Genomic DNA, 13,806 nt, shown 5'->3' with positions numbered 1-13,806 from the left:
TAGAACACTAAATTCCGTCGGATAGTAGTAACGGATTTCGGTATCGATCCGTGATACTCAACTTTTCCTGTCTCTCTGGCGAGGATACCGTTCGGTCCCTACGATAGCTGTAGGCAGCTGTTGGTCCTCGATTCGGACGTATCCGAACCCATTCTCTCGCCGGTTCAAGGTTAACGCGTTCTCCGGTGCCGGTTTCTACCGCATGTCAGACGAGTCGATCGATTCGGCGCTTCGACGACGCAGTGTTCTGCAGACGCTCGGCGGCACGGCCGGTGTCTCGTTACTCGGTTCGGGCGCGACCGCAGCGGCCACCACCGAGGAACACGACCCCGAGGATGAGGCTACGACGGAAGCCGAGACCGACAGTGAGAACGCACAGCAGCCACGATATCAACTTTCGGAACTTTCCTACGCGTACGACGCGCTCGAGTCGCACATCGACGAGCGCATTATGGAACTGCACCACGGCGAGCACCACCAGTCACACGTCGATGGAGCAAACGAGGCCCTCGATGAGTTCGAGTCGATGCGCGAAGCCGGCGAGTTCGAGGATATTCGGGCCGCAAAACGCGACTTCTCGTCTACCTTTTCGGGACACGTCAATCACACTATCTTCTGGCAGAACATGAGTCCCCGACGGCGGCGTTCCCGACGGCGAACTCGGGGGAGCACTCGAGGCGGCGTTCGGCTCGTTCGAGGACTTCCGGGCCGAGTTCAGCGCGGCCGCGAACGAGGTCGAGGGTGACGGCTGGGCGATGCTGTTCTACGAACCGCTCGCGGAGACGCTGGTCGTCGGACAGGTCGAAGACCAGAACGAACTCGCCCATCAGGCCGCCGTCCCGATTCTAACGCTCGACGTCTGGGAGCACGCGTACTATCTCCAGTACGAGAACGACTGAGAGGCGTGCGTCCAAGAGTGGTGGAACGTCGTCGATTGGGAGAACGTCGGCCGGCGCTACGAATTCTTCACTGAACACGGAGGGCTACGGGAGGACGGAAAGCACCACGGCGGACGTGATGACCAACACGGCGATCATCATGACGAGGAGACCGAAGAACTCGAGACTCGCTGAACTGCTGAACTGCCTACCAGGTCCCGTGGAACGTGTCGAACGAGAGGCTATCCAGGGGTTCGTCACCGACGGCGATCCGGTACTCGCCGGGGGTGAGCATCGGCTTGTGGAACTGCGGGCCGTCGTCTGTCGTGATCCGCGGACAGCCGGTGTTGACGAACGCATCCATATCGAAGTTCCGCAGGCGGTCTGGCGTCACTTCGTCCATCGTGATGAGGTAGGCGTTGTCGTTGTCGTCGATGATCTTCTGGGCCATCTCCCAGCGACCCTGTCCGATCTTGGTACAGAAGATGACGCCCCACTTCTCGGCGTCCATCGCGCGGTGGATCGCGCCGTAGCGCTGTTTCATGAACTTCTCCGTGTCCGCGACGGTGACGACGTTGTTGACGGGATCGGCGATGACGACGTGTTTATCGGGGTGTTCCATCGCCAGTCCGAGCGGGTGGAACTTCCCGCCACCGACGTAGAGCACTTGATCCGCGGGCACGTCCGCGCTCGCGTAGTTGCAGCCGAGCACCTGCCCTTCGTGTGTGAGCCGGTCGTCGCCACGACGGCTGTGAACGTCGTAGCCTCGCTCCTCGAGGAACTCGGTCATCTCCTCGTAGCGATTCATGTGCTGAGCGGTGGTGACGAGACCGACGTCTCCGGTCTCTTCGGGTGGCTCGAGGGTGTCCAGCGCTTCTTCAATAATCGGCGTGACTTCGACGTTCGAGAACAGCGGGACGTAAATCACCTTGTCCGTATCCTTCATCGGCGAGTGGCCGAAGTGGACGAAGACGTCGGTGCGTTTCATCAGGTAGGTGTCGAGATCGCAGGCACCGTAGCAGGGTTGTCCCGAGAGCATGAACGTCACGTCGTCGTCCGCCAGTTCCCGCAGGTCGTCGGCGACGGAGGGTCCCCGTCGTTTCAGTCCCTCGGGAAACTGCAGGCCGACTTTCTTCGCGTCCCGCTCCTCGATCGCGTCGACGATCTGCTCGAGTTCGTAGTCCCACTCGCGATCGTGCTTGAGACGCATTCCGGTGTTCCGGAGGTCCCCTTCGGTGTACTCCGACTCCTGACTCATTGACCGCCCTAACGGCCACGGACGTATAACGGCGGCGCTTTGGGGATTCTGCGTACTGACTGCCGTTCGCCCGCGGGAATCGCCCCGTTCCGGCGTCGATTACTCCCGGTCGCCGACTAACTGGTAAGGCGACCCAACAGTCATAGTACTGGAGTGTAAACGGGTGGCTAATGCCAGCGGAACAGCCTGCAGACGGATATCTCTTCGACCTCTACCGTCGATACATCGGCGAACCGGAGGATCGGACCGACGTCTACGTCGGCTTCGGTCTGTTCCTCGGCGGAATCGGCCTCGCGATCATCGCCCTGTTGCTCTTCTTCTGGAGTAGCACGTTCGAGGCTCGCAGCGCGGCCTACGTCACGTGGGCCGAACCCGCGTACGCGATCGTCATGCTTGCGCTCCCCCTCCTGATGCTCGGGATCGTGGTTTTGCTTCCCTCGGAGCGTCGGGTGTTGTACACGTCGCTCGTGGGGGTCGCCATCACGGTCGTCGCGGTCGCCGGATTCCTGTACGCCTACCCCGACGACTGGAACGGGTATGGAGCCGACTACACCGCGGAAATCGTCGCGGTTTACGCGGTCGGACTCGCCGGGATCACCGCGTCGACTGGCGCGGCGCTCATCGCCCACTATCTCGATATGGCCCAGCGGGTCGACGCAATCGAGAGCGACGACGGGGCCGACGAGGAAGACGAGTTTTCCGACGCCGACGTGCGGAGGGATATCGACGACGCGATGGAGGACGTCGAACTCTCGTGGGGCGGCGTCCAGAAAACCGAACACAAACGCCTCAGTTTCTCGGAGGACAACTTCGACGAGGTTTCGGTCGACACCGACGCAGGAACGAAGACGACTCGTTCGACCGGCGTCGACGCGCAGGTCGCCGGCCTCAAGGGACTGAAAGGCGGCGAGAAGAAGAAGACGACCTCGCAATCGACGGTCGACGACCAGACGGCGAAACTGAAGGAACTGCGCGAGCAACAGCGCGCGGAGGAACTGGCGACGGCGGACGACGACGGCGTACTCTCGCCCCTCTCAGGCGTCGTCGACCGGTTTCGTGAACTCGTTCGCCGCGAGTAATCTCGTGCTACCTGCGGTTAAAATATTCTTATTGGAGACTATTTTGAGCTGTAACCAATTCACATAGATTTATAATCCGTCGGCCGCCTTGCCCAACTATGGCGAAAGGCCTAGACGTTGGAACGATGAACATCCTGTCTGCACAGCAGGATGGGAACGACACGGTTTTCGTGCAACAGCGTAACTCATTCGTCGAGATCGAGTACTCGGATATGGCCGAGCAGATGCTCTCGCGAAGCGAAGTACTCCACATTCGGAAAGATGACAAGGTGTACGTCGTCGGCGACGACGCCCTCAACTTTGCGAACATCTTCAACAAGGAGACCCGACGGCCGATGAAACACGGGATCCTCTCGAACGACGAGAAGAGCGCGATCCCGATGATGAAGCTCATCATCGAACAGGTCGTCGGCGAACCAGCCTATCCCGACGAGAAACTGTACTTCTCCTCGCCCGCGGATCCGATCGACTCGGATCTCTCGACGCTGTACCACCAGAAGACGATCGAGTCGTTCCTCGACGATATGGGATACGACTCCGAACCGATCAACGAAGGAATGTCCGTCATTTACAGCGAACTCGCGGACAACAACTTCACCGGACTCGGCATCTCCTTCGGTGCCGGGATGACGAACGTCTGTCTGTCCTACTACGCGGTGCCCGTCATGAAGTTCTCCGTCGCCCGCGGTGGCGACTGGGTCGACGAGCAGGCAGCCCGCGCGACGGGGACGCCGGTCGACAAGGTTACCTCGATCAAGGAAGACGACTTCGAACTCGACTTCACGACCGACGTCGGCGGCGTCGAGGGCGCGCTCTCGATTTACTACGAGAACCTGCTCGACTACGTCATCGAGAACATCGTCCAGGAAGTCGACGAGGAAGACGTCGAGGAAGGCCTCGACGTCCCCGTGGTCGTCACCGGCGGTACCTCGAGTCCGAGCGGCTTCGAGGCGCTGTTCCGTGACCACCTCGAGGACGCGAACATTCCGTTCTCGATCAGCGGCGTCACGCACGCGAACGAACCGCTCTACAGCGTCGCACGCGGTGGACTCGTCGCGGCCCGCTCCGACGAGGACGTCGATCACGACGAGGAAGAAGCCGAAGCGGCAGCCGAGTAACACCGCATCAGCGGATTTTCCTTTCGGTTCGCTCTCGAGTAGCCGTTCGCCTGCAGCCGTTGCTCTCCTGTCTCACGTTTCAGGTCTTTAGTCTCGAGTATCGAGTATCGCGTCCCGAAGCGACACTACTCGCTCGGCCGGCTATCGTGGTGTCCCGGTGTCCCCACCGGCCGAAACTGCGTTACTCTTCGTAGAACCGATTGAACGCGTCTCGCCAGGATTCGGTCTCTTCGCCCTCACGGACGTGTTCGACGGGGATGTCCGCGAACCCACAGCTCGAACACATCACCGTCGAAACCTCGCCCAGCGAGAGTTCTTCGATCGAGCCCTGACACCGTGGACACTCCATACCTGTCTCTCACACGGACTCTCCTTAACTCTATTCGAACGTATCATGAAACCGAGAGTCGGTGTCCGGTCTGAGCTCGAAACGACGGAGTTCTCGAAACCGCTTTTGCAGCGAAATATTACTATTGGGCATTTGCAAATGTTTTTGTATGCGGCCTATGTATGTGATTGTAATGAGTACGACATCGCCTACCGACGCCGAGCCAGCGATCGACGGCTGTCAACCCGCCGACGTCACTCCCGTGACCCTCGAGGCCGAGACGCTCGAGTCGACGGCCCCCGGACTCCTCCGGGATTTCAAGCGCGAACTGACCGAACAGGGGCTGTTCCCGGCCGAGTTGACCGTCGAGACCTGTTTCGACGAGGACTGCTCGCTCGCGACGCAGGACGAGATCGATCGCGTGCGAGGCTACGTGCGTGCCGGGTCCTTCCTCGGCGTCGGGACCGTGACGGTCCGCGTCGACGACGTCGCCGATCCGGAGAAAGTCCGTCCCGCGCTGGCAGCCTGTGCCGAACGGGCCGAACGAGAGGGGCTCGCGCTGGAACTCGAGGGAGCTATCACGCTCGAGTCCTAACGCGAGGTCATGTCCGGCCCGTCGCGACGAACTCTCGCTCGAGTGCTCGAAACGCTCGACGACTTTTCTGACCCGTCCGCTGCACTCGAACAGTATCTCACGCCGCCGGATATCGCGGCGCACATCGTTCATCAGGCCCGACTGCAGGGCGACCTCGAGAATCGAGTCGTCGATCTCGGCACCGGGACGGGGATGCTCGCGATCGCGGCCGCGCTCGCGGGTGCCGATCGAGTCGCGGGGATCGACGTCGATCCCGAGGCCCTCGAACTGGCTCGAGCGAACGCGGCGCGGATCGACGAAGCGGGCCGCGGGACGCTCGAGTGGGTCCGTGGCGACGTTACTCGACCGCCGCTTTCGCTGACCGACGCGACCGTGCTCTCGAACCCGCCGTTCGGTGCCCAGCGCGGCAACCGCCACGCCGATCGAGAGTTTCTCGAGGTTGCGCGGTCGATCGCGGACGTCTCCTATACGATCCACAACGAGGGGAGCCAGGCGTTCGTCGAATCGTTCGCGGACGACGAGGGCGGCGCGGTCACGCACGCGTTTCAGGCTGAGTTTCCGATCGCGAACCGGTTCGAGTTTCACACCGCGGCCGAGGAGACGCTGGAGGCGGAAGTGTTCAGGATCGAGTGGGAGTAGCGGGGTGTGGGGCGGTCGAGGTTTCGGTTTCGTCTGTTTCGTCTGATTTCGCGGTTCGCCGCGTCCGCGGCGCTCGTCGCGTTCGTCACAACTTTCAGCTTCGTCTCAGCCCTCGAGTTGTTCGATCCGCGCGTAGCGGCCCGCTCGCCAGCCGGTGAGCAGCGCGACGACCGTCCCGACGACGATCGCGAGCGCGAGTCCGATCAGGTAGACCTCGATCGGCGTCTGCAGGAGGGCCTCGAAGCCGATAACCGACGTCGCGAGGCGATTGAGCGCCGCGGCGAGGAGGGGCGTCGCGACGAGGCCGACGACTCCGCCCAGAATCCCGATAACGAGCCCCTGAACGGCGATCGTTCCGGCTAACACCCACCGCGAGAGGCCGATCGCTCGGAGCGCGGCGAGTTCGTCCCGTTGCTGGTAGGCCACGAGCGCGAACAGGTTGACGGTCAGGACGATCCCGCCGACGATGGCGAGGCCGACGAGCGTCGCCCCGCTGGCGAGGATGAGCGGCTGTTCTTCGGCCATCGCACCGATCTGTTCGTCGCTGGGCCGAACGTCGTACGCCGCGTACTCGTCGTCGAGATCGGCCGCAACGGTGTCCCGGTCCGCGTCGTCTTCGACACTCGCGGTGATGAACGTCGCTCGGTCGGTTCCGGTCGTCCCGGCGACCGCCTGCAGATCGGTCAGCGGCACGGTCGCCGCATCCGATCCCAGATACTGGGAGTAGTACCCCGTGATACCGATGACGGTAAACTCGTGGTTCTGAGCCGTCTCCCGGCTGGTCCCGATGTAGACCGTATCACCGACCTCGACACCGAGCGACTCGGCCGTGTCCGGATCGAGGAGCAGTTCCTCCGTCGTCGGTTCGGGGGGTCGCTCGCCCTCGGTGACGTTGTCGTCCAGTTCGAAACCGCCGCCCGCCTCGTAGTCGAACTCGTCGTGGGTCTCGTGGACGCCGATCGCCGGCGTCCGCTCGAGGTCGTCCGCGTCCGTTCCGATGTAGACGTCGTGCATGGCGATCGGCGAGGCCGAACTGACGTCGTCGCGTTCGGTCATCTCGGCCGAGACCGCGTGCGCACCGACGATCGGGTTCTCCGTCCCGCTGGCCGAGGGATCGACGGGATCGCTCGAGACCCAAATGTCCCGACCGGCGTTATCGAGTCCGTCTTCGCCGGTTTCGACGACGCCGACGCCGAGGCTCGCGAGCAGCGTCACCGACAGCACCGCGAGCATCACCGCGAACACGGTGAGCGCGGTCCGGCCGGGCGAGCGGCGAAGCTGTGCGAACGCGAGGCCGACGACGGCCCGCAGCCGAACCGCCGCTCGGCGGAGACTCATCGACCCACCTCCTCGAGGACGGACGTTCGAGCGGCAACCGCGAGCGGATAGGGGACGGCGACCAGCCCGGAGACCAGGGCGACGAGGACTGCGTACGGGACGAATACCGGATGGACGTGCGCGACGGCCCCCGGCGCAACCGTCGCCCCCGCCACCGCGTTGACGACGTAAATCCCGCCGACGCCGAGGACGATTCCCAGGAGCGCACCACCCAGCGTCGTGAGCAGCGTCGAGACGGCGATGATCAGGAGCCGACTGTGGGTAGGAAAGCCGACCGACTCGAGGACGGCGAGCATCCGCCGGTCCTCGTTGACGGTCATCCCCGCAGTCGTCGCGACGAACGACGCACAGATCGCCACGCCAACGATCAGGGCAAGCAGACTCGTCGCGAACGCCAGGCCGTCGCCGAACAGCGACGAGGGGTCGGTTCCGCCGGTCGATTCGATCGCCGCGTCGGAATACGCGTCGTCCGCGGCCGCCGTCGCCGCCTCGGAGTCGCCCCAGACCAGGACCTGATCCGCGAGTTGGCCGTTATCGGCCCCGGCGACGGTTTGCAATTCGCTCGCGTGAACGAGCGCGATCGGCGTCTCGTCGTCACCGTCGCCGGCCGTCTCGACGGCCCGTACGGTAACCGACGGTGTCAGCGCGTCCTCCGAGAACTGAGAGCCTGCGACGTCGATCTCGTCGTCGGGCCCTGCCTCGAGTCGGTCGGCGGCGGCTTCGGAGAGGACGATCTCGCCCCGCTGTGGCCCGTCGTAGTTCCCGTCGTTGTAGTGTGTGTCTCCCGGCTCGAGGCCAGCAGTCGGGAGTCCGCCCACAGTTCGCGGTTCGTCGTCCGGAACGATGCCGACGAGCAAGATGGTCTGTGGATCACCGTCTTCGACCGTGGGTTCGAGTTTGACCGGTTCGACCAGCATCGGCGACGCATGGTCGACGCCGTCCTGAGAGCCGATCGCCTCGGCGCGTTCGTTGGTCTCGCCGAGTCGCGGACCTTCGACGCCGTCGACGGCCGACAGCGTCCCGCTTTCTTCGGGCGCGATCTGGACGTCGGCGTCGGTGTCGGTGACGGTCCCGCCGTCGGCGAGTGCCAGTGCGATCCCGGTGACGACGATCAGGAGCGCGATCGTCAGCGCGACGGCACCGGTCGTCGCCACGATACGGCCCGACTTGGTTCGAACCGTTCGCTTCCAGAGTCGGCCGACGGAGACGCCGACGAGGCCGCTCCAGCGAGTTCGACGAGTGCCGTCGTTCTCGGGATCGAACTCGTCGTCATCCCGCATTCGATACCACCCGGCCATCGCGAAGCGTGACCACTCGGTCCGCGACGGAGAGCGTTGCGTCGTCGTGTGAAGCGACCAGTACCGCCCGTTCGCGGCCGATATCGGTCAGAAGGTCGAGCACGTCGTCGCCGGTCGCCGTGTCGAGTTCACCCGTCGGCTCGTCGGCGACGATGATGTCCGGATCGGTAACGAGCGCTCGCGCGATGGCGACGCGCTGGCGCTCGCCGCCGCTGAGTTCGCCCGGCAGGTGGGTGCTCCGGTCGCCGAGTCCGACTTGCTCGAGCAGCGTCTCGGCACGTTCCCGTCGCGTCGATCTGGGGATCCCCGCCTGGACGAGGGGCAACGCGACGTTCGCCCGCGCCGACAGCGACGGCAGGAGGTGAAACCGCTGAAAGACGATACCCACATGTCGGCGTCGGATCCGCGTTCGCTTCCGATCTGAGAGTTCGGTAAGGTCGGTTCCCAGCAGTTCGACGGTGCCCGCCGTCGGCACTAACAGCCCGGTGACCGCGTGGAGAATCGTCGACTTGCCGCTCCCGCTCGGTCCCTCGAGTCCGACGATGTCGCCCGCCTGTATGTCGAACGAAACGTCCTGGAGCGCCGTTACCGTCCGGTCACCGCTCGATCGGCCGCGACCGCCACTCGCTCCGTACTCGTGGGTGATCCCCTCGAGTCGAACGGCAGCCGTGGGACCGCCGCCGTCGTTCGCCCGGCCGTCCGAAGCGGTCGCCTGCTGTGGTGTCCGGTGGTTCATTTGTCCAGAATTCAACTCACTCGAGCGAACGGCGCATCGGGACATTGTTTCTCTCCGGCTTCCCACAGCCATGATGCCGTTAACCGGATCGTTGATCGGCGATGAACTGTTTTCCAAGCGACACTGTGAGGAGAAGCCGACGGTCAGCTACGGCGATGAATTTCGCGCCACGAATCCAACGTCGGACCGTTCGAAACCTCCATGTACAACAGACAGTCGCCTGCAGATACTCGAAGCACCGTCGCGTTCGTTCTGCGGAGAGATCCGTTTTACCCGTCGTTCGGGCCGTCGCTCGATCTTCAGGAAAGGGACGCTACGAGCGACGGTACTACTCGTCCAACGCGGTGACGAGTTCCGGGACGGTCACGAAACGGCAACCTTACGATGACACTACACTCGATCGAAGCGTCGTAAATACGGTACTGTGCCCGACCGATTCACTCAAACTGCTGTAGTTTGTTCCGGTGTGCCCCTACGGCCGTCGCGGGGACACCGAGAACTCAGGGTGGCCGACCGGGCCAGCGATTGCTAGTCCTCGTACGTCTCCTCGCTTGCGACGGCGACCTGCGTTCCGTTCGAAGCCGCGTAGACGGTCCCGTCCGCACGTTCGAACCCGATCCCACCCGCCGTCGTCGACTCGCCGTCCTCGGGCACCGCCGTCGTCGCCACGGCGTCGCCCGCGCTCGATTCGACCTCGAGAACGAACTCGCCGTCCTCGGGCGCGATCGTGACGGTTCGGCCGTCGATGCGAACGTCCGCGCGCGAACTGTCGGACTCGTACGCGAGTTGGGACTCCTCGCCGTCCGCCCGGATTTCGACCCGATAGACGGTGTCGTTGCTGACCGGCTCCCAGCCGGTCCGCTCGACGTGGACGGTCTCGCGCCAGCCGGGGCCGCCCACGGAGACCGACTCCTCGCCCGAAAACGCGAGCCGGTGGGCCGGGATGACCTCCGACCAGAGGTGGCGCTCCTCGCTCGTGACGATCACGCCGCTGTACTCGAGCGTGGCCGCTTCCTCGAGCGGGCCGATCCTGATCGGCGAGGTGAGTTCGTTCTCGACGTCCTCGGCGTACTCGATCGTGTAATCCTCGACCTGCACGGCCGTCTCGGAACCGGCGGCGTCGCCGGCGGGGACGGTGAAGTTGATGGGGATCGCGACGCCGGCCAGGACTGCAAAGACGACGAGGACTAGGACGTAAGCCGTCTGGCGCTGGCCGACTTCCGACAGCGGGGTGGATCCGTGTGCTCGCGATCGGGTGCGACCGGCGATCTCGCGGATCCGCTCGAGTCGGGCGGCGGCAGCGTCGGTCCGCTCTTCGAACTGCCCGGCGGCGATCTCCAGGGGCCGTTCGACGGGTGAATCGACGTCCGCCCGATCCTCTCGAGCGAACAGCCGATCGACTCGCGCCGGGACGACGGACCGTTCGGGACCCGCGACCGCGAGCGTAACCACAAGCGCGAGCGCGGTGACGAGCAGGACGCCGGGACCGCGGAAGAGGAAGTAGGTGTTCTCCTCGCCGAACCAGTAGATCTGCCAGAGCCCCTGTCCGAAGCCGTAGAGCAGGACGGCGAGCCAGAGCCTGAACGGATCGGGGCGGTGGTCTCGCCGGCGGAGCACTGCAATCCCGAGGAGGAGGCCGATAAAAAAGCCGAGCGCGTGTCCCTGGATTGCGATTCCGGCCCACGACGGTGCTGAGGGCGGACTCGGCTGGGCGACGTAGACGGCGATCGGGTCCAGAAACGACCGGTACAGGGTCAGGACGACGCCCTGAACGCCGAGCACGCCGACGATGGTGACGATCGGATAGTGGACGAGGGCGAAGGCGGCGAAGGCGAAGACCACGCTCGAGAAGCCGATCACGGGGCCGAGCGCGAACAGACTCGTGACGATCGTCACCGCGACGACGGCGAGCGGAAAGATTACCAGCGCCCGTACCCACGGGTTCGCTCGCCACGACGCGGACGAGTGGTCGTCCCGTTCGTCCGGATAGTGGCCCCAGGCGTACTCCGCGATGGGCGCGGCGACGACCGCACCGGCGAGATTTCCGATGAGGTGGTTCGGCCCCGCATGGGAGAACGACGCCGTCAGCATCCCCAGCGGATAGAAGTAAGAGTACGCCCGGTAGGGGATCGTCACGGGATCGTCGAACGCCGTGATCCCGTCCTGGACGAACAGGTAGACACAGCAGACGAGACCGATGACGAGCAGCGTTCCCCAGGGGACCCCCATCACGAGCCTCGAGCGAGCGATCTCGCCTATCTGCGGTCCCGGGTAGAGTCGACCGACGACCGCGATGGAACCGAGTAGCGTCGCCACCGTGACGATCGCGAGCGCGAGCGTCAGGAGGGACGCGATCGAAAGCATACCATGTGCTTCGAGCGAGGCTGTATAGGGATTTACGTTCGAGAGGCCGCTTCGCGTCGCCGGTCCCCCGGCGAGTCCGCGCGCTCGCCGCGGAAAGGAAAGGTACAAGCAGCCGACGAACGGAGAACGGAGCATGGAACTGCGGGTCACCGAGAGCACCGAGGACGAACTCTCGATCGAAATCGCCGGCGAGGATCACACGTTCATGAACGTCCTCAAGGGTGCACTGCTCGAGCACGACGACGTAAGCGCCGCCACCTACGACGTAAACCCCGAACAGTCGGGCGGCCAGACGGAACCGATTCTCACGATCAAGACCGAAGGTGGCGTCGATCCCCTCGAAGCGCTCGAGGAAGCGGCGGTCGACGTCCGCGAGAAGACGGTCGCCTTCCGCGAGGCGTTCGAAGCCGCGGCGTAAACTACGGGCGTTCTCGACTCTCGATCGGTCGGTTTTCTCGTTTTCGCAGTCGGCTGGGTTGGAGTCTCGAGTTCCGGGTTCTGAGTACTCAGTTCCGGGTTCTGAGCTCCGAGTGACACCACCGACGCTCGACGAAGGCGTCGGATGAATACCGGCGATAAAAACGCCCGTTCAACACGCCGCGTAGAAGACGTAAACCGAGCCGTCGACGACGTGGAGGTCCAGCCCTTCGCCGCCGAACTCGGAGCCGCCGGTGCTCTCGCGGAGCGAGTCGACGACGTCGTCGGCGAGTGCTCCCTCGTCGTCGTAGTCGGTAATCGTCAGGGTCACCGGCAACTGTCCGTGGAGCAACTCGTCCTGGCAGTCAACGCCGAAGTCACCGGGCTCTACCCCTTCGGGATCGGCGTCCTCGTACTCGATCGCGATCAAGGCTCGATTGAGGTACTCGGCGTAGGCCGCGAGTCCGTCGTCGTACGTTCGCGACACGTCGCGCTCGGCCTCGAGTCGATCGTGTACCGCCGATTCCGTAGCCTCGAGGTCGATTCCCGCGGCTTCGGTTCCCTCGCCGGGTGCGTCGGGTGGCGACGGCTCGCCGAGTCCGGGGAGGACCGACAGCGGGATGATGCCGGTCGCAAAGAGCGCGACGACCAGCCCGATAACGACGAAAATCGGCGTGTAGGGTTTCGCGACCTCGAACCAGCTCGGCGTCTCGAGCTCTCGATCGATGTCGTCGTAGCGCTGTTCGATCTTCTCGAGGTCGTGACTGCCACAGCGCGAGCACGGCGGGTTGTTTCGCATGTGCTGGCGGCCGCAGTCGTCGCAGACCCACATGTACTGGGTGCCGGTGTCGACGGTCCCCGCTGCGGTGTCGTCTCCGGTCCCGGGTTCTTGTTCGCCTTCCCCCTCGCGGACGATGGCCTTCTCGAACTTGTTATGGCCGCAGTTGTCGCAGGGAGGGTCGTTCTCCTCGTGTGGTTTGCCACACCACGTACACCGCCACTTCACAGGTAGTACAGCGGGACGCCCACGAAATAAGCGTATTGGGACGGCTCTGTGGATCCGTCCTCGTTCCGTCTCCGAGTCAGACCGGCGATCCGCTCGAGCCGATACGGCGATCGGAACTCGAGTACGTCCCGGGTTAGTCCTCGAGGAGGCTGACGTCGACGGTTCCGTCCTCGACGTCGAGTTCCATCATCGTCGCCGTCTCGGCCGGGTCCGCCCCCGTCACGGAGCCGGGATTGAGAACGCGAACCCCCTCGTGAACGTCGTCCTCGACCCGATGCGTGTGGCCGCCGATTCCGACGAGAGTGTCGCCGTCCCACGCACGTGTCCGGGCCCTGGCCGTGTCCGCGATCGCGTTCAGCCAGTCCTCCTGGCTCATGACCATCCCGTCGTGGCCGTAGACCGCCGCTTCGACGTGGTTCAACGTCCCGTGGGTAACGACGAAAGTGACGCCCTCGAGGGTGACGTCCGCAACGGCGGGGAGCGCGGCTTCGGCCGGGTCGGCGTTGCCGTGGACGGCGGTCAGTTCGGATGCGAGATCGCGAACGTCCTCGAGGAACGCCGGCGTTTCGAAGTCGCCCGCGTGAATTACGTGATCGGCGGCCTCGATCCGCTCGCGGAACGGTTCGGGGATCGCCTCGGCTCGCTCCGGAACGTGCGTGTCGGAAATGACAGCGATTCGCATACCACGGATTCGATTAGATACTTGAAAAGTATACTGAGACAGAACGGGGCGACGGGTTCCGCTTCGTGGA

The 13,806-nt window shown here is 64.1% G+C and carries 14 protein-coding genes and 1 pseudogene; 7 read left to right on the top strand and 8 right to left on the bottom strand.

Annotated features, from left to right (window positions below):
• Positions 1 to 202: 202 nt before the first annotated feature.
• Positions 203 to 745: a superoxide dismutase gene (locus GS429_RS22530; protein WP_328821515.1), complete on the top strand. Its 543-nt coding sequence runs from the start codon at positions 203 to 205 to the stop codon at positions 743 to 745.
• Positions 708 to 899, top strand: a pseudogene (locus GS429_RS22525) (Fe-Mn family superoxide dismutase); the annotation flags it as partial. The gene GS429_RS22530 and the pseudogene GS429_RS22525, both read left to right, overlap by 38 nt.
• A gap of 187 nt (positions 900 to 1,086) precedes the next feature.
• Here the strand turns inward: GS429_RS22525 and dph2 are convergent.
• The gene (gene dph2 / locus GS429_RS20285) at positions 1,087 to 2,136 is read right to left on the bottom strand and encodes a diphthamide biosynthesis enzyme Dph2 (RefSeq protein WP_160067598.1); all 1,050 of its coding nucleotides are present in this window, start codon (positions 2,134 to 2,136) and stop codon (positions 1,087 to 1,089) included.
• A gap of 170 nt (positions 2,137 to 2,306) precedes the next feature.
• Here dph2 and GS429_RS20280 point away from each other — a divergent pair, with 170 nt between their 5' ends.
• Both GS429_RS20280 and GS429_RS20275 read left to right on the top strand, forming a co-directional pair.
• Positions 2,307 to 3,215, top strand: coding sequence for a cell division protein CdpA domain-containing protein (locus GS429_RS20280; protein ID WP_160067596.1), 909 nt, complete (start codon positions 2,307 to 2,309; stop codon positions 3,213 to 3,215).
• Between the two features lie 98 nt (positions 3,216 to 3,313).
• A complete protein-coding gene (locus tag GS429_RS20275; protein WP_160067594.1) occupies positions 3,314 to 4,333 on the top strand; it encodes a disk-shape morphogenesis protein volactin in 1,020 nt (339 codons plus the stop codon).
• Positions 4,334 to 4,514: 181 nt separating this feature from the next.
• Here the strand turns inward: GS429_RS20275 and GS429_RS21995 are convergent, their stop codons facing one another.
• Positions 4,515 to 4,682, bottom strand: a complete 168-nt coding sequence (locus GS429_RS21995) for a hypothetical protein (protein ID WP_201294058.1) — start codon at positions 4,680 to 4,682, stop codon at positions 4,515 to 4,517.
• 172 nt (positions 4,683 to 4,854) lie between these two features.
• Here GS429_RS21995 and GS429_RS20270 point away from each other — a divergent pair, with 172 nt between their 5' ends.
• Together GS429_RS20270 and GS429_RS20265 are read left to right on the top strand one after the other, a co-directional pair.
• Positions 4,855 to 5,256, top strand: a complete 402-nt coding sequence (locus GS429_RS20270; RefSeq protein ID WP_160067592.1) for a DUF7961 family protein — start codon at positions 4,855 to 4,857, stop codon at positions 5,254 to 5,256.
• Positions 5,257 to 5,265: 9 nt separating this feature from the next.
• On the top strand, positions 5,266 to 5,895 hold the full coding sequence (locus tag GS429_RS20265) for an METTL5 family protein (protein ID WP_160067590.1): 630 nt from the start codon (positions 5,266 to 5,268) through the stop codon (positions 5,893 to 5,895).
• Between the two features lie 105 nt (positions 5,896 to 6,000).
• Here GS429_RS20265 and GS429_RS20260 read toward each other — a convergent pair whose 3' ends face one another.
• The 4 genes from GS429_RS20260 to GS429_RS20245 all read right to left on the bottom strand — a co-directional run bounded on the left by GS429_RS20260 (position 6,001) and on the right by GS429_RS20245 (position 11,631).
• Positions 6,001 to 7,233, bottom strand: coding sequence for an ABC transporter permease (locus GS429_RS20260; RefSeq protein WP_160067588.1), 1,233 nt, complete (start codon positions 7,231 to 7,233; stop codon positions 6,001 to 6,003).
• Positions 7,230 to 8,513, bottom strand: coding sequence for an ABC transporter permease (locus tag GS429_RS20255; protein WP_160067586.1), 1,284 nt, complete (start codon positions 8,511 to 8,513; stop codon positions 7,230 to 7,232). Before GS429_RS20255 ends, GS429_RS20260 begins: the two co-directional genes overlap by 4 nt.
• Complete coding sequence (locus GS429_RS20250) at positions 8,503 to 9,267, bottom strand: ABC transporter ATP-binding protein (RefSeq protein WP_160067584.1); 765 nt, start codon at positions 9,265 to 9,267, stop codon at positions 8,503 to 8,505. Before GS429_RS20250 ends, GS429_RS20255 begins: the two co-directional genes overlap by 11 nt.
• A gap of 528 nt (positions 9,268 to 9,795) precedes the next feature.
• Complete coding sequence (locus tag GS429_RS20245) at positions 9,796 to 11,631, bottom strand: rhomboid family intramembrane serine protease (protein ID WP_160067582.1); 1,836 nt, start codon at positions 11,629 to 11,631, stop codon at positions 9,796 to 9,798.
• 133 nt (positions 11,632 to 11,764) lie between these two features.
• On the opposite strand from GS429_RS20245, the gene GS429_RS20240 reads away from it, so the two are divergent.
• A complete protein-coding gene (locus GS429_RS20240; protein ID WP_160067580.1) occupies positions 11,765 to 12,049 on the top strand; it encodes a DNA-directed RNA polymerase subunit L in 285 nt (94 codons plus the stop codon).
• 171 nt (positions 12,050 to 12,220) lie between these two features.
• Here GS429_RS20240 and GS429_RS20235 read toward each other — a convergent pair whose 3' ends face one another.
• Both GS429_RS20235 and GS429_RS20230 read right to left on the bottom strand, forming a co-directional pair.
• Entirely contained in the window at positions 12,221 to 13,054 is an 834-nt protein-coding gene (locus GS429_RS20235) for a hypothetical protein (RefSeq protein WP_328821514.1), read from the bottom strand.
• 133 nt (positions 13,055 to 13,187) lie between these two features.
• Positions 13,188 to 13,736 (bottom strand): metallophosphoesterase family protein, encoded by a 549-nt coding sequence (locus tag GS429_RS20230; protein WP_160067578.1) that lies wholly within the window; start codon positions 13,734 to 13,736, stop codon positions 13,188 to 13,190.
• Positions 13,737 to 13,806: the final 70 nt, after the last annotated feature.

Source organism: Natronorubrum halalkaliphilum, assembly GCF_009834785.1.
GTDB classification, from domain to species: Archaea; Halobacteriota; Halobacteria; order Halobacteriales; family Natrialbaceae; genus Natronorubrum; species Natronorubrum halalkaliphilum.
Note: the sequence above shows the minus strand (reverse complement) of the source record. Positions and strands in the feature narration are given on the sequence as shown.